This is a genomic window from Weizmannia agrestimuris (assembly GCF_943193165.1).
Lineage (GTDB): Bacteria > Bacillota > Bacilli > Bacillales > Bacillaceae_C > Weizmannia > Weizmannia faecalis.
The window spans coordinates 60907-80338 of record NZ_CALPDC010000008.1 but is presented as its reverse complement, the minus strand read 5'-3'; the positions used below and the strand labels follow the sequence as shown (position 1 = coordinate 80338).

At 45.7% G+C, this 19432-nt stretch carries 16 protein-coding genes and 2 pseudogenes; 4 read left to right on the top strand and 14 right to left on the bottom strand.

Going from position 1 to position 19432, the window contains the following annotated elements; translation table 11 throughout:
• Positions 1-417 precede the first annotated feature (417 nt).
• From NFR98_RS05790 to NFR98_RS05765, 6 genes and pseudogenes are all read right to left on the bottom strand, one after another.
• A complete protein-coding gene (locus tag NFR98_RS05790; protein WP_155245505.1) occupies positions 418-558 on the bottom strand; it encodes a hypothetical protein in 141 nt (46 codons plus the stop codon).
• 299 nt (positions 559-857) lie between these two features.
• The gene (locus tag NFR98_RS05785; protein WP_251459815.1) at positions 858-2504 is read right to left on the bottom strand and encodes an FAD-binding dehydrogenase; all 1647 of its coding nucleotides are present in this window, start codon (positions 2502-2504) and stop codon (positions 858-860) included.
• 430 nt (positions 2505-2934) lie between these two features.
• Positions 2935-3792, bottom strand: a complete 858-nt coding sequence (locus NFR98_RS05780) for a Cof-type HAD-IIB family hydrolase (protein ID WP_014095518.1) — start codon at positions 3790-3792, stop codon at positions 2935-2937.
• Positions 3793-3853: 61 nt separating this feature from the next.
• On the bottom strand, positions 3854-5011 hold the full coding sequence (locus NFR98_RS05775) for an AI-2E family transporter (protein ID WP_017552219.1): 1158 nt from the start codon (positions 5009-5011) through the stop codon (positions 3854-3856).
• A 174-nt stretch (positions 5012-5185) separates the two neighbouring features.
• Positions 5186-5731: a GNAT family N-acetyltransferase gene (locus NFR98_RS05770; RefSeq protein ID WP_014095520.1), complete on the bottom strand. Its 546-nt coding sequence runs from the start codon at positions 5729-5731 to the stop codon at positions 5186-5188.
• Positions 5732-5824: 93 nt separating this feature from the next.
• Positions 5825-6188 (bottom strand): annotated as a pseudogene (locus NFR98_RS05765) (IS1595 family transposase); the annotation flags it as partial.
• A gap of 232 nt (positions 6189-6420) precedes the next feature.
• On the opposite strand from NFR98_RS05765, the gene NFR98_RS05760 reads away from it, so the two are divergent.
• Positions 6421-6981, top strand: coding sequence for a TetR/AcrR family transcriptional regulator (locus NFR98_RS05760; protein WP_014095521.1), 561 nt, complete (start codon positions 6421-6423; stop codon positions 6979-6981).
• Between the two features lie 92 nt (positions 6982-7073).
• On the top strand, positions 7074-8495 hold the full coding sequence (locus tag NFR98_RS05755) for a DHA2 family efflux MFS transporter permease subunit (RefSeq protein ID WP_251459817.1): 1422 nt from the start codon (positions 7074-7076) through the stop codon (positions 8493-8495).
• 172 nt (positions 8496-8667) lie between these two features.
• Here NFR98_RS05755 and NFR98_RS05750 read toward each other — a convergent pair whose 3' ends face one another.
• The 7 genes from NFR98_RS05750 to rhaB all read right to left on the bottom strand — a co-directional run bounded on the left by NFR98_RS05750 (position 8668) and on the right by rhaB (position 15070).
• Entirely contained in the window at positions 8668-10008 is a 1341-nt protein-coding gene (locus NFR98_RS05750; RefSeq protein ID WP_017552216.1) for an MFS transporter, read from the bottom strand.
• Positions 10005-10580 carry a 5-formyltetrahydrofolate cyclo-ligase gene (locus NFR98_RS05745; protein ID WP_014095524.1) on the bottom strand — a complete coding sequence of 192 codons (576 nt, stop codon included), beginning with the start codon at positions 10578-10580 and terminating at the stop codon, positions 10005-10007. The genes NFR98_RS05750 and NFR98_RS05745 overlap by 4 nt, the downstream gene beginning before the upstream one ends.
• A gap of 163 nt (positions 10581-10743) precedes the next feature.
• Positions 10744-11166 carry a methylglyoxal synthase gene (mgsA, locus tag NFR98_RS05740; RefSeq protein ID WP_014095525.1) on the bottom strand — a complete coding sequence of 141 codons (423 nt, stop codon included), beginning with the start codon at positions 11164-11166 and terminating at the stop codon, positions 10744-10746.
• A gap of 102 nt (positions 11167-11268) precedes the next feature.
• Positions 11269-11472 carry an iron-containing alcohol dehydrogenase gene (locus tag NFR98_RS05735; RefSeq protein WP_014095526.1) on the bottom strand — a complete coding sequence of 68 codons (204 nt, stop codon included), beginning with the start codon at positions 11470-11472 and terminating at the stop codon, positions 11269-11271.
• 3 nt (positions 11473-11475) lie between these two features.
• On the bottom strand, positions 11476-12312 hold the full coding sequence (rhaD, locus tag NFR98_RS05730; protein WP_019721982.1) for a rhamnulose-1-phosphate aldolase: 837 nt from the start codon (positions 12310-12312) through the stop codon (positions 11476-11478).
• An 18-nt stretch (positions 12313-12330) separates the two neighbouring features.
• Positions 12331-13596, bottom strand: a complete 1266-nt coding sequence (gene rhaA, locus NFR98_RS05725) for an L-rhamnose isomerase (RefSeq protein ID WP_061577751.1) — start codon at positions 13594-13596, stop codon at positions 12331-12333.
• Between the two features lie 16 nt (positions 13597-13612).
• Positions 13613-15070, bottom strand: a complete 1458-nt coding sequence (gene rhaB, locus NFR98_RS05720) for a rhamnulokinase (RefSeq protein WP_237682177.1) — start codon at positions 15068-15070, stop codon at positions 13613-13615.
• 212 nt (positions 15071-15282) lie between these two features.
• On the opposite strand from rhaB, the gene NFR98_RS05715 reads away from it, so the two are divergent.
• Positions 15283-16143 (top strand): helix-turn-helix domain-containing protein, encoded by an 861-nt coding sequence (locus tag NFR98_RS05715; RefSeq protein ID WP_046720817.1) that lies wholly within the window; start codon positions 15283-15285, stop codon positions 16141-16143.
• Positions 16144-16320: 177 nt separating this feature from the next.
• Here the strand turns inward: NFR98_RS05715 and NFR98_RS05710 are convergent, their stop codons facing one another.
• The gene (locus tag NFR98_RS05710) at positions 16321-17430 is read right to left on the bottom strand and encodes a transposase (RefSeq protein ID WP_251459813.1); all 1110 of its coding nucleotides are present in this window, start codon (positions 17428-17430) and stop codon (positions 16321-16323) included.
• A gap of 88 nt (positions 17431-17518) precedes the next feature.
• Here NFR98_RS05710 and NFR98_RS05705 point away from each other — a divergent pair.
• Positions 17519-18423: pseudogene (locus NFR98_RS05705) on the top strand (nuclease-related domain-containing protein).
• Positions 18424-19432 lie beyond the last annotated feature (1009 nt).

Sequence of the window (19432 nt, the reverse complement as noted above, 5' to 3'; positions counted from 1 at the left end):
CAATTATCTGGAGGCTTAGTTCAGTATTGCCATTTTTACGACATAGAGCCAACAAAATTTCCAATTCACTTGTTTTTAACCCTTGACATCACACCGTAGGACTTTTTCATGATCTTAAGTAAAAACATATATACCCTGTTTATAGTTTTTTATCTCCATTTTTAAAATTATTTTTTTGACGAGATCATGAAAGCGGCCGTCCTATCATTTTTGAAAAGAAACTGACTTGTTGGCGTACATTTCCGGCCAAAAACGGCTCATTTTTAAAGCAAGCGCAAAACAATCAAAATAAGCGCATTATGCAAATGCGCTTTCTCATAACCTTCATTTCTCCATCTTGTCGAAATATCGTTGGCCCTTGCCCTCGTTTTCGCCGCTTGGCTGGCCATAATGTGAGTTAGAAGCACCTATAAGAGGTTATTTTTTAAATTCCAGAGGAGAAAAAGGACGAACTTTTCCAAAAGAAAAATCATGATTTTTTTGTCGGCTGCTTTGGTTCTCATTTCGCAGGCTGGATTTATGTTGGCGTTTACAAATCATAGTGATATTAAAATGCAAATATCCCCCTCCCTGATCAATGACAAAACTAGAAAGGATTACCGGCGATAAACAACTTACAGCTTTATTAAGAATCATCCTAAGAGCGCAAAACTAAAAAATTTGTCTGATATGCAAGGAATCAGACCTTACCGAGCGGAATATTACGCGGGAGAAATAGATCACAAAAATGTTGACCTCTGTTGCATATGACATTTAGAATCCGGCTTTCAAGCCTATAAACGCCAGGAATCCTGCCCGACCCGCCATTTTCACATGAAAACCCGGTAAAAAATCACTGGGTCCGTTATGCAATTAACTTAGTTCAGCCGCGATCGCCCGGCCGTCCTGCCTGTAAAAAGGCAGCCGCCCAGAAAGGTTCCTTCAAGAGCCCTGTAGCCATGGACGCCGCCACCGCCAAACCCGGAAACCTCCCCCGCTGCATACAAACCGGGTATGGCACGGCCTGCGGAATCTAAAACGTTTCCAGATAAATCGGTTTGCAGGCCGCCTAATGTTTTTCTGCTTAGAAGATGAAGGCGCACGGCAATGAGCGGACCATTTTTCGGATCGAGTATTTTATGCGGCGGGGCAACACGAATCCATCTATCCCCCAAATAATTTCGATGGCCCCGGATTGCCGTCACCTGCAAATCTTTTGTAAATTTATGATCTATTTCCCGATCCCGCGCCTTTATTTGGTCTTCAATTTCTTTAAAGTGTAATCGATTTTCACCAGTCAATCGGTTCATTCCATTTACAAGGTCTTCTAGATTATGGGCAATGATAAAATCTTCTCCTTTATCCATGAAGGACTGGACGGGTTCAGGCGCACCAGGCAAAGCTCTGCCCAGCACTTTCCGGATACTTTTGCCGGTAAGATCCGGATTTTGCTCCGATCCTGACAGGGCAAACTCTTTTTCTATGATTTTTTGCGTTAAAATAAACCACGAATAGTCATAACCGGTTTTTTGAATGGCTTCCAGTGTGCTGAGCGTATCAAATCCCGGCAAATTAGGGACAGGAAAGCGTTTACCTTCCGCATCAAGCCAAATGGAGGATGGCCCGGGTAAAATACGGATGCCATGGTTGGACCAAATCGGGTTCCAATTTTTTATGCCTTCCGTATAGTGCCACATCCGATCCCGATTCACAATCCGCCCGCCCGCTTCTTCCGTAATACCAAGCATTCTGCCGTCCACATGCGCAGGAACGCCCGATAACATATGAGCAGGCGGCGTTCCGAGCCGCTTCGGCCAATTTTTGCGAACGAAATCAAGGTTCCCGCCAATGCCACCGCTCGCCACTAATACAGCTTCGGCCTGGTATTCGAAATCGCCAATAACCTCTCTTTCCGTATCCTCTCCCCGCTCCTTTGTGCTGGGAATCAAAACAGAACCGGCTACCCCTCTAACAGTGCCATTTTCTTTTAAAAGGTGATCGACCCGATGGCGGGGCAAATATTGAACCAAACCGGCTTTCATATATTCCCGGACTTTTTTCTCAAAAGGTGCCACCAGTGCCGGTCCGGTTCCCCACACAATGTGAAAGCGGGGAACAGAATTGCCGTGTCCAGTGGCTAAATGTCCGCCCCGTTCAGCCCAACCGACAACCGGGAAAAATCGCACGCCCATTTTGTGCAGCCACGATCTTTTTTCGCCGGCCGCAAAATCGATGTAAGCTTCGGCCCATTTTTTTCCCCAATAATCTTCATCGTCCTCCCGGTCAAATCCGGCAGTGCCAATCCAGTCTTGCCACGCCAGTTCCCTGGAATCTTTTATCCCAAGCCGCCTTTGCTCCGGAGAATTTACTAAAAATAACCCGCCAAACGACCACCACGCTTGGCCGCCGATACTGGTTTCCGGCTCTTGGTCTAAAAGCAGCACTTTTTTCCCACCCTCTGCCATCTCTGCGGTTGCAACCAAGCCGGCCAGCCCCGCTCCGACGACAATGACATCGAAATTCATAATAGAGACCTCCCGTTTTCACAAAGCATGGTGATGTCTATGATTGAAAATATCCTATGCGATGATTTCATCGATGCGATTTTCCTCTACAGCCGGCTTCTCCCGGACAGCATAGCATTGTAAACGATATAAAATGAACGAATGAGCAGCTCTGTTGCCTGCTGTAAAAAATCATCGTGCAAATGGGTGGTGCCCGGGCTCGATGTAAAAACTAAAATTCAACTTATAACATTCGACACGAAACTATAATTTCCTTTTTATAAAGATAGAAAAAACAGGCGATCAGAAAAACGCTCGATGAGGAATAAAAGGGGACTTGAGCTGTGAACCTTCATTTTTTTCGGATGAATCCGTAACTTGCCCAAAAAACTTGCCGCAAAATGCGGAGATCGGCAGCAAACAGCCACCGCTTTTTTGGTTTTATTCCCCATCATTTTCCCAATATGTATGTCCGCAGAGCATGGGCAACGCCGTTTTTGTTATGGGTCTTTGTGACATAGGTGCTCCGCGCTTTCACTTGTTCTTCAGCGTTTCCCATCGCAATACTTATACCGGCTACTTCAAACATGGACAGATCGTTAAAATTGTCACCAATTGCGACCGTATTTTCCAACGGGATGTTCAAATGGCGGGCCATAAACTGAAGGGCATGGCCTTTGCTAACTTCTGCATGGGCAATTTCCAACTTCGTGCGCCCCGATGTGGTCATGGAAAGATCTTGTCTTCCGCTTAGCCAGCTGCGGAGTTGCTTTAACCGTTCAGGATGAAAGGACAGTACAAAAATTTTGTAAACCTCCAAATGCGGCAAATCCAACTCAGCATAATGGTGGAAATAATGAATCCCGTACTGCCGCATCTGGAGCTCAATTTGGCCGGCAGCCCACTCCAAAGAAAAGGTTTCATCTTTTTCGTGCAAGGAATGCATTTCCGATTCAAGGCGCTTTCTCCCTTTTTCCAGCAAATACACGCCCTGGTTAGTATATAACTCGTAATAGTATCCTTGCGCTTCCAGTTCCGGAAGCAAGTCGTCCAGTACTTTATCCGGCATCACAAGCTTTAAAATGCATTGATCCGAATCGTAAATGACGGCACCATTTCCCGTTATCACCGGGCAATCAAGGCCTGCTTTTTTCAGAATATGCCGCGTATCATGAAGCGAACGCCCTGAACAGGCGACAACGATATTCCCCTGCTCTTGTACTTCCCGAATCGCTCCGGCATTTTCTTCGCTAATTGTTCCGTCATCAGATAATAATGTCCCGTCAAAATCAATCGCGATCAATTTCATTTTGCGCTCTCCTTCCTGTTGTTCCCGGATGTTCTTTTTCGAGAGGCAATATTATTCGCCTCTATATATCCCCGCCCCTGTTTGTTTCCTCTATTCCCGATGGTGTCTGTAGCCGTTTCTGCACTTGGTCGCTCAGCAGCTTATACAATGTCGCGGCAACCGGCACACCGAAAAGCATACCAACAACGCCGCCAAGGCCGCCCCCGATGATGACCGCCGCCAAGACCCATAAACCCGGCAACCCGATCGACGAACCGACTACCCGCGGATAGATGATGTTGCCTTCCACTTGCTGCAGCACAACAATGAAAATCAAAAAGAATACTGCCTGCATCGGATCTACTGTTAAAATCATAAAGGCACCGAAAGCCGCACCCAAATAGGCACCGACCACCGGGATCAGAGCCGTTGCACTAATGAAAGCACCGACCATTGCAGCGTACGGAAACTGGAAAAGAAACATGCCAAGCGTACATAGACTTCCTAAAATGACCGCCTCCACACATTGCCCGACAATAAAGCTCGAAAAAGTCCGGTTTGCCACTCCGAGCACGTAGTACAATCTGTCCGCCGTCTGCTTTTTCAAAAAAGCACGAACCACTTTATCCGCCTGAACGGCCAGCTTCTCTTTTGCCGCTAAAATATAGATGGCAAAAATAATGGCAATGATCAAGTTCATTACACCGCTTGTTAAGGCGCCGGCGATGGAAAACGTCGAATTTAAAATACCGGTCACCACTTTGGAAAGGGATGCGGTCAACTTTTTTGTGACTGCATCCAGATCGACCTGGAGGCTTGCAATGAATTTTCCGAGACTGGAGTACTTGCCGCTGTTTGACTGGAAATAGTCCAGGCTTCTTGCGTAAACGCGCGGAATGGCATCAATCAATACCGTAAAAGCCTGGATCAATTGTGGCACAATGATCAACACCAGAATGGAAACAATGCCAAAAATGACCACAAACGAAAAAAGAATGCTGACGCCCCTCCGCGTTGCGCGGATAAATTTGTTTTGCGCGTTCGGAAAATAAACGCGTTCCACTTTTTTCATTAAAATATTGAGCACATAGGCAATCGCAGCTCCGAGCAAAAGCGGAAAGGCAACATGCCAAATCGCCCCGAGTGCACCCAGAATCGTGCTGAAATATTTCACAAAAAGTACGGCCACAACCGCCAGCAGTATGTATTTGATCCATAAACTGAGTTTCATTTCTTTCATCCAATCACTCCGTCGTTTTTTTGTTCATTTTCTTATCTTGATTATACTTGAAAAGGAAGTTTTTTTCCGGTTTATTTTAAAAGCTATGTTAAATAATATTGTGGATAAATGATCGTAAAACAAGGACCCGATGTGGGATCCCTGTTTTAGATTCATATTGAAGATTAGCACCCGTTATTTGAATAGCTTATACCAATACAAAGTGGTCTCTATATTTGGATTATATGACTGTTTCAATGTGTCAACTCCACCTAGTATGAATCCTTGTTTCACATAAAACCTGCACGCTCCAAGATTATCATCTTGCGTTTCTAAAGACATTCCGATAAGTTTTCTTTTTTTTGCCCATTCTTCCGCTTTAGTTAAAAGCAACTTCCCGATTCCATATCCTCTAAATTCTTTTTTTGTAGCGATATTTTCAATATAACAGAAGCGATTCCAATCCTTAATTATTCTAATTTGCCCAATGCAATTATGATTCTTATAAGCTAAAAATAGAGCTTTATCTTCACGGTTTATATAACGGCTCCAATCCAGTTTATCATCTGGGAAACGAATTTCTTTAGTTTCATCAAATAGAATCTCTTCAAAAGACCATTTTCCTGATTGAAGACTGGGTACAACCTTACCAAACACGTTGAAATAATCATTTGTTTTATTGATGTCCTCAATTAATTCATCCTTTAATGGAGAAATTACGATTTCTTCTGCAATATTCATTTTGGCACCTTCCCATTCTGAAAAAGAATTTTTCTAGCACAAGCCTAAATACCTACCCTCTTTAACATGACTGCCCCAAAAGTTGAATAATGCTTATGAAGCACTGAATATAGATAACCTCAATTTATCATAAGTCGCCATTGTCCGAAATAAGCAGCTGTCGACAATCTGCCTACATACAGTTGTATAATCGTTCGGGGGCGGATCGTATTCAAATACAAAAACAGCTCAAATAATGGTCGCGGTACTTGGTTACCACGCCATTGAATCGGTTCATCCAACCCTTTAAGCGGCTGTAATAGTTATTAACATTTTGAATATGGTAAAACCCTTTTACCCGTTCCTTTCCACAGGATTTGAACGGGTAATGTTCGATTCCTTTTTCTTTTGCATAGGCTTTGAAAGCTCTCCAGGCGTCTGTAAAAAGGGGATTCGTAACGGAGACCTTGGAACCAATTGCTTGGTTAAAATACGACCCTCATCACGTTAAAGAAGGTTTGTTTTGACGATCCCTCGCAACCAAAACGCTGACCTGTTCCTTACTGTTATTATAGGAAGAATGTTTGATTTTAGTAAATATCAACATAAATGTTTAACAGAGCTATTTTAAAAAAACGGCTGTTTGACAATAAAGTCAATCAATGATATATTTTTCGTTAGACCGTTCTGTACAAAAAAGGAGAGAAAAGATGGCAAAGAGTAAAAGAGAAGCAATTATCCAGGCGGCAAAAAAACTTTTCCAGGTGCAGGGCTACCATGCGACCGGCATCAATCAAATCATTGAGGAAAGCGGCGCACCGAAAGGCTCTTTATATTACCATTTTCCAAACGGGAAAGAAGAAATTGCAATTGCCGCAATTGACAGCGTCAAGGTTGAAGTAAGGCAGGAACTGGAGCAGTTGCTTGCCGGTTGCGACGATCCGATTGAAGCCATGCAGGCGCAACTTTTACATGTCGCTGAAAAAGTATTTGGCGATCAACCGGACTTCCGGATCGGCCTGCTCGCTTCGGAAAGTGCGAACCTTAACGAAAATATCAGGGAAGCGTGCAAAAATGCGTATGAGGAATGGATCGCAACCGATACCGATTATCTGATGAAAAAAGGCTACACAAAGGAAAGCGCAAGGCAAACCGCTGTTTTGTTTCATATCTTAATCGAAGGCGCGATGACGATGTCGATCACATACAAGGACGCTTCCTATTTTCAATTAGTTGCAGAACAAATCCCAAAAATAATAAAGAACATTTGATGTTCTTTTTTCTCCAAATTATACTGACCGGTCTATTTAAAAATAAAGGGGAGATTTTACCATTGCAAAGTGATTATAAAAAATTTCCGATTATGCTTGGGCTTTTAATTGGCGGCTTTATCGGCATGTTCAGCGAAACAGCCTTAAATATTGCATTAACTTCATTGATGAAAGATCTGCACATTACCGCTTCCACCGTCCAATGGCTTACAACCGGATATTTGCTTGTTGTCGGCGTGCTGGTGCCGGTATCCGGGTTAATGATCAGATGGTTTACAACAAGGCAGCTGCTGCTAAGTGCATTAAGCGCATTTATTATTGGCACGCTCATTTCAGCCGTGTCCCACACCTTCCCCTTTTTACTCATCGGCAGGCTCGTTCAGGGAATCGCAACCGGCATTCTCATCCCGCTCATTTTTAATACGGTCATGACGATTTTTCCGCCGCATAAAAGAGGCGCGGCACTCGGCGTTGTCGGGCTTGTCATTATGTTTGCGCCGGCAATTGGCCCAACTGCAGCCGGGTACATTTTGGGCAAACTCACATGGCAGTGGATTTTCTGGGTCATGCTGCCGTTTTTGGTTGCTGCCCTGATCATTTCCGCCATCTTTTGTAAAAATGTAAATGAAGTCACCCGGCCAAAAATCGATGTGCTCTCTATCGTGCTGTCCACGATCGGTTTCGGCGGAATTGTTTTCGGCTTCAGTTCAGCGGGGGATTCAGGCTGGGGAAATGCAAAAGTCATTGTAGCCCTTGCAATCGGTATTGCGGCTCTCGTGATTTTTTCCATCCGGCAATTACGAATGGAAAAACCGATGCTGAATGTGCGTGCCTTCCAGCATAAAATGTTCACTATTGGCACGCTGATGATTATGATTGTCTTCAGTATTATCATGTCGTCTATGCTTTTGCTGCCGATGTACTGGCAGAGCGGAAAACTGGTAGCTGTCGCGCTTACCGGCATCCTTCTTTTGCCAGGGGGCATTGTAAACGGGATTGTGTCAGCTATCTCGGGCAAGTTTTATGATATATACGGCGCAAAATGGCTTGTCAGAATCGGCTTTCTGATCTGCATCGCAGCGGGTGCAATGTTTATCTGTGTCCAAACAACATCTTCTTTTCTTTTCGTGATTGCAGCGAATCTTTTGCTCATGATCGGCGCGCCGCTTGTTATGTCCCCGGCGCAAACGAACGGGCTGAACGCATTGCCGAGAGAAATGTCCCCTGACGGCAGCGCAATCATGAATACCGCCCAGCAAGTGAGTGGCGCCATTGCCACTGCCTTGTCTGCCACATTGTTGGCTGCAGGTGAACACGCTTATACAGGAGCCGGCGGACAACATGCCGCAGCAGCATTAACAAACGGCGTCCAGTACGGTTTTATGTTCACGCTCATCCTGGCAGTCATCGGATTTGCCCTTTCCTTTACCGTTCGAACCGTTGGGGTATTTGAAAAACCGCAGGACCAGCAAAGGAAAATGCAATTAAAAAAAGAAACAGACTCCCCCGACTGAGGAGCAAAAAACCCGTTTTAGCCTGATAAGCTAAAACGGGTTTTTTTTAGGTTTGTCAGCACTCCGCCTCAATATGATAAAATCATGGATCTGCGAAAGAACCGGCTTCTGGCCTGCATTTTATAAAATTTTGCCAGCACTGTCAGAGTCCTTGCCAAGCCCGGGATAAGCCTTATTGATTTGCTGCTGTTTTTCCGCTTTCACTCGCATCATTATGAATCAGAAAAGAAGTTAAAAGGGCCAAAATGCTGCCGCAAAAGCCGAACAGGAATAAATGGTGAATGCCCTGCATGTAGGTGGACCCGCTTGTCAGAAAGGCGCCCATTACGGTCACCCCGATCGCAGTTCCCATGTTCCGGCAAAACATAAAAAACGAAGTGGCGATCCCTTTTTCGTGGGCGCTCACCATTTGCTGGGAACCGATAATCCCGACCGTCGAAAGCAACCCGAACGCAGCGCCATGGACAATCATAACGAGAAAAACGTACCAAAACCCGTGCCCCGGATTTAAAAAGATCCAACATACACCCGAAACAAGCAAAAGTCCGTTCCCGATTAATAACAGCCTCCGGTAGCCATACCGCAATATCCATTTTCCGGCAGGGACTGCAGCGGCCATCCAGCCGATCGACGACCCAAGCAGCGCAACCCCGCTCATGAGCAGTGACAGCCCTGTTACTTTCTGCAAAAACAGCGGCACATAGCTGGAAGCACCGAACAACGCCACTGTCCCAATAAAGGAGTTGACATTCATCCGGGCAAATGTCTTATTTTTAAACATCGAAAGCGGCACAATCGGGGAATCCTGCCTTTTTTCATAAAAATAAAAAAGGAGAAGAAAGATGATTCCGGTTGCTGCAAACAACAAGTAATTGCGGTGTACGACCGTGACCAAAAGTAGGAGTGTGATCGCAACGGCAAATAATGCAGCGCCTATGTAATCGACACGCGCTTTTTTCGGCGCATAATGCTCGTTATAAGGCAAAAGTGTTAAAAATGAGATGAGGCAGACAGGCAGGTTTACAAAGAAAATCCATCTCCACGATAAATACGTTACAAAAAACGAGCCTAAAAGCGGCGCCAGGACAGCGGATAATCCCCACATACCGGTAAACAATGCCTGGATTTTCCCGCGGTTTTCAACAGCAAACAGGTCTCCTGCGATAATGGCCGGAAACGGGACCATAAAACCTGCCCCAATGCCCTGAATAGCCCGAAAGACGATCAGTTCAATCATCCCGGAGGACATGCCGCATAAAAGCGATCCGGAGAAAAAAAACACGATCCCGAACCCGAACACTTTCTTCCTTCCGAACAAGTCGGATAACCGGCCCGCAACCGGTGATAAAATGGTGCTGGTGATCATATAGGAAGCAAATGCCCATGCGTACAAGTCAAAGCGGCCGAGTTCTTTTGCAATGACGGGCATCGTGGTATTCATAATCGTTGCGTCAATCGATGACACAAGCATTGCCAAGACAATGCTAATCATGACAAACGTTCTACTCTTCATGAAACCCCTCCATTCACTTTCAACATTCCGGATTCTGTCACGATTTGCCGCACCGGAATATCATAAGATTCGCTAGGGACATGCGCCTTCAATTGGCACGAGTGAATCAAAGACACGGTCTGATTGGGAAAACCGGCAAGAAATCGGTCATAATAACCGCCGCCAAAACCGATGCGAAAGCCTTTTTTGTCAAAAACAAGGCCTGGAACAATGAGCAGATCGATGGCCTGCTTTTCAATTTTTACCGTTTCTTCCGGTTCCGGCTCAAGCAGGTTAAAAAAGCTTTTTTTCAATTGTGTGAAATCATCCAGCTGGTAAAAGACGAGCGCTTTTTCTTTTGGCACGCATTTTGGCACACAAATCGTTTTTCCCTGCGCCCACCCGGTTTCAATGATCCGCCGCGTATCCCATTCGAAATGTTGGGAGACCGTCACGCCAACCGTTCCGGATATTTTCCATATATCGGATGAAAACAAAATTTGTTGCAGTTTTTCTTCGATGGCCTGCTTTTCGTTAAGATCCAACCGCTTTAACCGGCCGATCATTTCTCTTCGCATTTCCGCCTTGTCCATTTTTTCCACCCCAGAAAGCAAAAATTTGCGCTTTTCCATCTTACCATGTTTGGGCTGAAGTGAAAACGAAAATGCCCCCGGGGTATGAAACCAGGGGGGCTGCAAAATGTCTGTGCTAATCGTTTTTTCCGGTAAACCGAAGTATGAAATATGGTGGAAATTCTTATTCCCCCCTGTTCTTCTTCTCCTTCTCATGCACGAGGTTGCGCCAGTTTAAATCGCCGCGCATTAAGCCCTGGACAAGCAGTTCGGCCGTACCCATGTTGGTGGCAAGTGGAATCGAATAGACATCGCAAAGGCGGAGTAAAGCGGTAATGTCCGGTTCGTGCGGCTGGGCCGTGAGTGGATCACGGAAAAAGAAAACGAGATCCATTTCATTTTTGGCAATCATTGCGCCGATTTCCTGGTCGCCGCCGAGCGGGCCGGAATTGAAGCGGGTAATGTTCAAATTTGTTTTTTCCATAATCCTCTTGCCGGTTGTGCCGGTCGAGTACAATTCATGGTCGGCGAATACCGGCTCATAGGCAACCGCAAAGTTTACAATTTCCTTTTTCTTTTTATCATGGGCAATAAAAGCAATTTTCAACTTGGAAACTCCCTTCTCCAAAAAATAACGTTACTACTATAATACGATAATATGATGAAAAAAACGAATGACCCATTTCCCAGGGTCATCCGTTTTTCAGCCTTAAGCTTTCACAACCGGATCATGCAGCATGGATTTGTACAAGCCTTCGATTTCTTCGACACTTGTATCACGCGGGTTGCCACCCGTGCACACATCGGCATACGCATCTTTTGCGAGGTTCGGGATATCTTCTTCTTTGACACCGAGTTTATCAAGCGATTGCGGAATGTCAACATTTTTAAGAGGTCGCATGCGCCATTCCATCCTTTATTCTCCCAAAAATCCTTCCCGCGGCACGACCCCAAACGCATCGGCCAAGTCTTTCAGCTGCCGGTCGGTAATCGTTTGTTTGATGCCGCCCTGCGCCTGGACATAGGTGTAAACCTGTGCCGCTTTTTCTGCTGTTTCAATCAGGCCGAATGTCTCATCCATCGTGCGGCCGGCACCGTAAATGCCGTGATGCGGCCAAATGACGAGGCGATAGTCTTTCATTTTCGCTGCCGTCGCTTCACCGATTTCATTTGTGCCCGGCACGATCCACGGAATGATGCCGACACCTTCCGGAAATACGACAAGGCATTCCGTGCACATTTGCCAAAGCGTGCGCGTAAAAGCTTTTTCATCAAGCGGATGGGTAAAGGTCATTGCGAGCAAATGGGTCGCATGGTTGTGCATGACAATCCGGTTTTCCGGGTCAACCTCAAGCCTTGCGATATGGCTCATAAAATGGGACGGCAGCTCGCTTGTCGGCATTCCGCCCCCTTCAAGCCCCCAAAGCAGTTCAACATTTTGCCCGTCCTGTGCGACACGGATCAAACCGAGGTTTTCAGCAGGGTTGTCGGCCACATTTTTAAAATATTTCCCGGAACCGGTGACAATAAAATATTTGCCGGCAAGCGCCCTTGCGTCGAATTTGACCGGGATGGCCCGGATAACGGCGTTCACATCGAGATACGGCGCCACTTCTTCTTCTTTGAGAAGATAGCTGATATTCCCGCCGTTCCGTTCGTCCCAGCCAAGCCGGTACAAATTGGCGGTTGTTTTCATCATTTCCTGTGTAAAAGGTGCTTCAATGATATTCAATTTCGTCTTTATGTTTGCCATGTGCTTCCCCTTCCTTGTTTACGCCCTTACAAGCAACGTATCTTTTTCATACTTTTGGACTTCTTCCAGCCAGCCAAGCCCGGCCGGCACCCCGTTTGCTTCGCAGAAATAGTGCCAAACATCGCCGTACGGGAAGTCTTTCAGTTCTTCTGTATAGACGAGGCGGGTAGTAAAATCGCCTTCCAGTTCTTTTTGTTTTAAGAAATCTGTCGGTTCAAGCAGCGCTTTCAGCAAAGCTTTTTGTGTGTTGCGGGCGCCCACTACCCAGGCTGCAACCCGGTTAATGGTGGCATCAAAGAAATCAAGGCCGATATTCGTTTTCTCAAGCAAGTCGTTGCGGACAAGTTCCCTGCCGATTGCCGCCAGTTCATCATCCATGATGACGACATGGTCACTGTCCCAGCGCACTGGGCGGCTGACATGGAGCATAAGCCCTTTGCTGAAGAGAGAAAGGGCGCTTAGTTTATTGGAAATCACTTCTGTCGGATGGAAGTGGCCGGCGTCAAGGCAGACCAGTTTGTTTCTTGAAATACCATAGCCCATATAAAACTCATGGGAACCGACTGTATAGGCTTCTGCGCCGAGGCCGAACAATTTGCTTTCCACCGCATCTTCCGTATAAGCCGGATTGAGCGGTTCCGCAAAAATTTCATCGAGCGCTTCCATTAAACGCCGGCGCGGTCCGAGCGTATCTATCGGATTGTCTTTATAACCGTCCGGAATCCAGAAATTGTTGATGCTCGTTTGCCCTGTTTCTTTTCCAAAATACTCGGCAATTTTCCGCGTCCTTTTCCCGTGTTCCACCCAGAAATCCCGCACGGCTTTGTCAGGGGAGGCGAGCGTAAAACCGTCTTTATACATCGGATGCGAGAAAAATGTCGGGTTAAAATCAAGGCCGAGCCCCTGTTCTTTTGCCCAGTCCACCCACGAAGCAAAATGTTTTGGTTCAATGGTGTCAAGGTCAATTTTTTCATCCGTGTCCGCATAAATGGCATGCAGATTCAATTTATGCTTACCCGGTATCAGAGAGAATGCTTTTTCCAGGTCTTTGCGCAGCTCGGAAGGCGTGTGTGCCGCCCCTGGGTAGTTACCGGTTGCCATAATGCCGCCGGTCAGGTCGCTATCCGGATTTAAAAAGCCGCGGACATCGTCACCCTGCCAGCAGTGCAGCGAGATTTTAATCTTTTGCAATTTTTCAAGCGCCGCATCTGTATCCACACCGATTTCCGCATACCGCTGTTTTGCAGTTTCATAATTTCGGATGATCTCTTCTTTTTTTCCCATTCTTTTCCGCTCCCTTTCATTTTGCCGTTTCAAGCAAGGCCTTTTTGTAACGGTCGATTACCGCTTTCCAATTGCCCTGCTGCGGCTTGTAAGATTTGATTGCAAACGACTGCCGGACGATTTTTCTTCCTTCACGGATGTCCCGAATGTCCCCTTTGGCGATCATTTGCACAAGGAGATTGCCGATAGCGGTTGCTTCCTGGGGGCCGGCTGAGACTTCGACATTTGCGAGATTTGCGGTCAGCTGGTTCAAAAGGCTTACATTGCTGCCGCCTCCGACAATGTACAGGCGGTCAATGGGCCGTCCCGTGATCGCGGCGAGTTTTTCCAGCTCGACTGCGTAACAGAGCGCCAGACTGCTGTAAATGCAGTTTGTCAATTCCCCGATCGATTCCGGAACCGCCTGGCCGGTTTCCCTGCAGTAATCTTGAATTTCTTTCACCATGTTTTCCGGATTGTTAAAGCGCGGGTCGTTGACATGAACAAATTGCGCAAACGGTTTGCATTTTCCGGCCTGTTCCGCCATTTCGGCATAGGTATAACGGTAGTCGTAATGCCGGGCAATTTCCTGGATGATCCACATGCCCATAATGTTTTTCAAAAAGCGGTAAGTGCCATATGCGCCCCACTCGTTTGTGTAATTTTCCCTGAATGCTTCCTCGCTTGTGACAGGCACATTCAATTCCATGCCGAGCAACGACCATGTCCCGCTGCTTAAGAATGCCCAGGAATCGCCTTCTGCCGGCGTACCGAGGACAGCGGAGGCGGTATCATGGGTTGCAACCGTGACAACCTGGCATGCCGGAAGATCGTATTTTTTGTACCACTCCGATTTGATTGCGCCCAAAATCGTGCCGGCATCGGCCAGTTTGGCAAATTTATCGGCACTGACATGGACATGGTTGAGCAAGTCTTTATCGAATAATTTGTCACGCAAGTTCAGCATCTGTGTTGTGGAAGAATTTGTCACTTCAGAAACGGCCTTTCCCGTCAGCACATACCCGATGTAATCCGGGATGAGCAGAATTTTATCCGCTTTTTCCAAAAGATTTTTATCTTCGGCATACAGTTGGTACAGCGTGTTCAATTCAAGAAACTGGATGCCGGTCTTTTTATAGATGAATTCCTTTGAATATTTGGACGTCAGCGCTTCTATCGCGCCAACCGTCCGTGGATCGCGGTAGCTGACCGGATCCTGGAGCCGGTCGCCGTTTTTGTCAACGAGCACATAATCGACCGCCCACGTATCAATGCCGAGCATACACGCTTCAATGCCCATCTTTTTGGCTTTTTCCAGGCCTGTAAAAATTTCTTCAATCAGCCGGCCGATATCCCAACGGTCATGGCCGTCCCGTTTGGTAAAACCGTTTTTGAAGCGGTGAATTTCTTTGATTTCGATTTTTTGATGCCGGCAGGTGCCTGCAATCAGCCGTCCGCTTGAAGCGCCAATGTCAATAGCGATGTAATTCCGGATCATTTTCTCACTCCTTTCCACCTTCAAAATTGCATTATCTTTACATCATCTGCTTCTTCTATGAAGCATTGCATCTATTAAAATTTAACGTTTACATTCCTATCGTAAACGTTATCAAAAAAGATTTCATGAAACAATATTGGCAAACCATTGTACGATCTTGGCAAGGTTGTGAAGGATATGGCATAATCAATTTGAAGAGAGGGAGCGAAATGGAACAATACTGGGAAAAAGCCGACTATTCCTGGACAGATGACTCCATCCGCTGTTTTAACACGCCGTCGCAGCGGGCGCGCCAGCTGTTTTACTATGTGCAGGAAATCGGCCATTTTAAAGCGATGAAACCGTATTTTACAGAAAGGCAGCATTTGAAATCGTACTTGTTAAAATATACGTTTGGCGGCAGGGGGAAATTGATTTATGAAGGGCGCGAATATACGCTTGAAAAAGGGGATGTTTTTTTCATCGACTGCATGAATTACCAACATTACAGCACGATAAGCGATGAACCGTGGGAGATGGATTGGATCCATTTTTACGGGCCGAATGCGGATGCTTTTTACGGGGAATTTATGAAAAACGGCAGCAATGTTTTTCATGCAAAAAACGGACGCATTTCCCAAATCATTGATGAGATCATGGCGCTTGTCGAAACGCGGAATGCAAAGGCGGAGTTCCGGATTTCGCTGTTGATCCATGAAATGCTGAATGAAGTGCTGATCCAGAAATACGATCTTGCATTTGAGGAAGAAAACATTCCCGATTACATTATAGAAGCAAAAAAATTTTTGGAGGACCATTTTAAAGAAAAAATTACCCTGCAGGATTTGGAACGGGTGTGCCGCCTGAACAAGTACCAGCTCAGCAAGGAATTCACGCACTACATCGGCATCCCCCCGATTGAGTACTTAATCCATTTTCGGATCAACACCGCGAAAAGACTGCTCCGCTACTCCAATAAAAGCGTAAAAGAAATTGCCCTAGACGTCGGGATTGAGGACCCTCCCTATTTCAACCGACTGTTCAAGCGGAAAACAGAGATGACCCCGCTTGCGTACAGGCGGAATGGGTGACGAATCCATGCTGTTTGTGTTATCGGATCGTAGAGAAGACGTTACTGTTAGGGTTACCGGCACACAAGCGAGGGCGGGGTTATACTTCGGTTGCGGTTTGGGCTGTATTACGGGTGGGCGAAAATTCTGTATGCAAATTGATCGATTTGTCCCAATGTAAAAATTTAAAGTTCAATCTTATTCTTCTGCCTCTACTTCTTTAATCACCATCTTTGGCAGATCCCTGATAGTCTCACGTATTCGTTTCATTCGGGCTTTTCCCTGACCGGCAAAGCGAAGCAGATTGTAAGCATATATGCCAAAATGCAGGGCAAGCTCATTCGTTTTTTTATTCCGGGAAGGCAGCTGTTTAAAACCAAGATCAAACCTAAATTCCCGTATCAACGATTTACAGACTTTCCGGTGTTCGTCGTAAAGCCTTGGCACAGCTTCCGGCGGAATATCGAGCGTTGTCATGTACACATCCGCTTCATACTCTGGAATCAAAAGGATTTGCCCGTTTTTATCAATGGTTGTTTCAATGAGTTTAAAAACATAATAGGCTGGTTTTTTTGCCCCGGCTGTCGTGTTGGTTTCCGCAACAGATCCAAAGTAAACGTTTTTTCCTTCCCGTTCGGATGAGCATGTGCCGTGTTTCCGTGCAGTTTCTACCCAAGTGCTAGCATCTGTCTGAAGTTTCATCACAAAATCGATGTGAAGGTCCAGCAGTTTTGCCGCAATTTCGGATCCTTCTTTTGCCTCGAGCCGCCAAAGGAAAGCCCCTTCCGCCAATTGTTCAGCAGCACGGACCGACACGCTTGTTTCTTGTCCAAAGGAAAGGCAGTACCCTTCCTTTCCAATAAAAGCAAACGGCATTGCAACATCCACCGGTATAAAACTTTTGCCATGTACGGTCACCGAGTTGATAGGTGCACCAGCCTTGCGAAGCAGGTGAAGAGACTCTTCAAGGATGATCTGTTTCCATTCTTCTGATAAAGCTGCCTCGTCCAGGCGGTGCTCCAAGACAGCCGGCGAGGGAACCCTTTCCAATTTTAAAAAAGTACGGAAATCATAGTCGCTCCGTAACGGTTCAATTTCAGCAAACTTATTTTTTCCAAGGCAAAGCAGCCCGATATAGGCCTTCGCGATGTCCCCGTTTGAATAGCCGGGATTCCTTTTAATGGTTTCTGACTTGGCGCTATTCAGCCTTGATGCGAGATGAGTCTGGCTGATCAGAAACTCTACTATGCCCATTCCGAATTTATCCAATATCATTTCATTCGTTTGCTCAATCCGTAAATTTTTCATCTGCTCACCTGCGAAAATTGATATTTATATTATACAAAAAGTAGCTTATAATGGGTGTGAAGTCTGAATTTTAGAAAGGATGTGAACGATGCTTTTCAAGGAAAGAAAAACTTCACTTGAATGTGCTCTTTTAAAGTCGCTGAACAACCGGATGAAACTCCATGAAAAAGACATCCAGTATCTCCGGAATTTGGAAAAAGGGGACGAAGGTGAACGGTATTTTGACTCTTTAACAGGAGCACTTACATGTGATTGTTTTGTACTGAATGATTTGCGGCTTTCCTGCAACAATGCTACGTTCCAGATTGATGCCCTCATGATTACCGGCGAAACCATTTACCTGTTTGAAGTGAAAAATTATGAAGGCGATTTTTATTACGATCGGGACAGAATTTTTACAAAAAATAAGTCTGAAATCAACAATCCGCTGCTTCAGGTTAAACGTTGCGAATCGCTTTTCCGGCAGTTGATTCTCTCGCTCGGTTTCAATATGCCGGTCTCGGCTTCCGTTGTTTTTGTAAACCCCGAATTTACCCTGTACCAGGCACCCCTAAGTGCGCCATTTATTTTCCCGAATCAGTTAAAACGGTATATGAAAGATTTGAATGCAATTTCTGCAAAGCTGAGCGGAAAGCATAGAAGGCTGGCAGAAAAGCTATCTTCGCTGCATATAGAAGAATCGCCTTTTCTTCATTTGCCGAAATATGAGTATGATCAATTGCGGAAAGGCATTGTGTGCGACGCTTGTGGTTCTTTTTCCTGTGCGGTAAAAGGGCATGCAATGATTTGTGAGGATTGTGGACATGCTGAATCTGTTGAGGCCGCGGTCCTCCGCAGTGTCAGAGAATTTCGGATGTTGTTTCCAGAGCGGAAGATTACAACAAATGATATTTTTGACTGGTGCAGGATTGTGGACTCGAAAAAAAGGTGAGCAGGATACTGGCAAAAAATTTCAATAAGTTCAGAGGTGGAAGATGGTCTTACTATGAGTAATTGATGATCACAAACTTATGAATTAGAAATTCTACCGGGGAAAAGCATTTGGTATTTTGACACTTCAAAAAGACCAAATATGCTCAGTTCCCCGGTTATTTTTGTCCTTTTGAACACTCCAAAAGGACATTTTGTTCCGGTCAATGGCTCCTTTTGTCCTTTTGGATGCTTCAAAAGGACATTTTGCTCCGGTCCACGGCTCCTTTTGTCCTTTTGACAGCTTCAAAAGGACATTTTGTTTCAGTTCACAGCTCCTTTTGTCCTTTTGAATACTCCAAAAGGACTTTTTGCTCCGGTCCACGGCTCCTTTTGTCCTTTTGAATGCTCCAAAAGGACTTTTTGCTCCGGTCCACGGGCTCCTTTTGTCTTTTTGAATGCTCCAAAAGAACAATTTGCTCCGGTTCATGGCTCCTTTTGTCCTTTTGAATGCTTCAAAAGGGCATTTTGCTCCGGTCCACGGCTCCTTTTGTCCTTTTGGCAGCTTCAAAAAGACATTTTGGATCCCGATGCAACGCGTTTTGTCCTTTTGACTGCTTCAAAAGGACATTCCGAGCCCAGATACAGCTTGTTTTGTCCTTTTGACTGCTTCAAAAAGACATTCCGAGCCCAGATGCAACGTGTTTTGTCCTTTTGGCAGCTTCAAAAAGACATTTCGGGCCCAGATACAGCTTGTTTTGTCCTTTTGGCAGCTTCAAAAAGACATTTCGGGCCCAGATACAGCTTGTTTTGTCCTTTTGACTGCTTCAAAAGGACACTTTAGGTCCAGTCGCGACTCCTTTTGTCCTTTTGACAGGTTCAAAAAGACATTTTGGACCCCGATGCAACGCGTTTTGTCCTTTTGAATGCTTCAAAAGGACATTCCGAGCCCAGATGCAACGTGTTTTGTCCTTTTGGCAGCTTCAAAAAGACATTCCGAGCCCGGATGCAGGGTGTTTTGTCCTTTTGACAGCTTGAAAAAAACATTTCAGGCCTAGGTGCGGCTCCTTTTTGTCTTGAATACTCCAAAAAA

Coding starts and splice junctions, on each gene's coding strand:
- NFR98_RS05710 (WP_251459813.1), bottom strand. CDS start 17,430: ATGAAAAATTTACGGATTGAGCAAACGAATGAAATGATATTGGATAAA.
- NFR98_RS05715 (WP_046720817.1), top strand. CDS start 15,283: ATGGAACAATACTGGGAAAAAGCCGACTATTCCTGGACAGATGACTCC.
- NFR98_RS05780 (WP_014095518.1), bottom strand. CDS start 3,792: ATGAAATTGATCGCGATTGATTTTGACGGGACATTATTATCTGATGAC.
- NFR98_RS05760 (WP_014095521.1), top strand. CDS start 6,421: ATGGCAAAGAGTAAAAGAGAAGCAATTATCCAGGCGGCAAAAAAACTT.
- rhaD (WP_019721982.1), bottom strand. CDS start 12,312: ATGGCAAACATAAAGACGAAATTGAATATCATTGAAGCACCTTTTACA.
- NFR98_RS05755 (WP_251459817.1), top strand. CDS start 7,074: ATGCTTGGGCTTTTAATTGGCGGCTTTATCGGCATGTTCAGCGAAACA.
- NFR98_RS05750 (WP_017552216.1), bottom strand. CDS start 10,008: ATGAAGAGTAGAACGTTTGTCATGATTAGCATTGTCTTGGCAATGCTT.
- NFR98_RS05785 (WP_251459815.1), bottom strand. CDS start 2,504: ATGAATTTCGATGTCATTGTCGTCGGAGCGGGGCTGGCCGGCTTGGTT.
- NFR98_RS05770 (WP_014095520.1), bottom strand. CDS start 5,731: ATGAATATTGCAGAAGAAATCGTAATTTCTCCATTAAAGGATGAATTA.
- NFR98_RS05735 (WP_014095526.1), bottom strand. CDS start 11,472: ATGGAATGGCGCATGCGACCTCTTAAAAATGTTGACATTCCGCAATCG.
- NFR98_RS05775 (WP_017552219.1), bottom strand. CDS start 5,011: ATGAAAGAAATGAAACTCAGTTTATGGATCAAATACATACTGCTGGCG.
- rhaA (WP_061577751.1), bottom strand. CDS start 13,596: ATGGGAAAAAAAGAAGAGATCATCCGAAATTATGAAACTGCAAAACAG.
- NFR98_RS05745 (WP_014095524.1), bottom strand. CDS start 10,580: ATGGACAAGGCGGAAATGCGAAGAGAAATGATCGGCCGGTTAAAGCGG.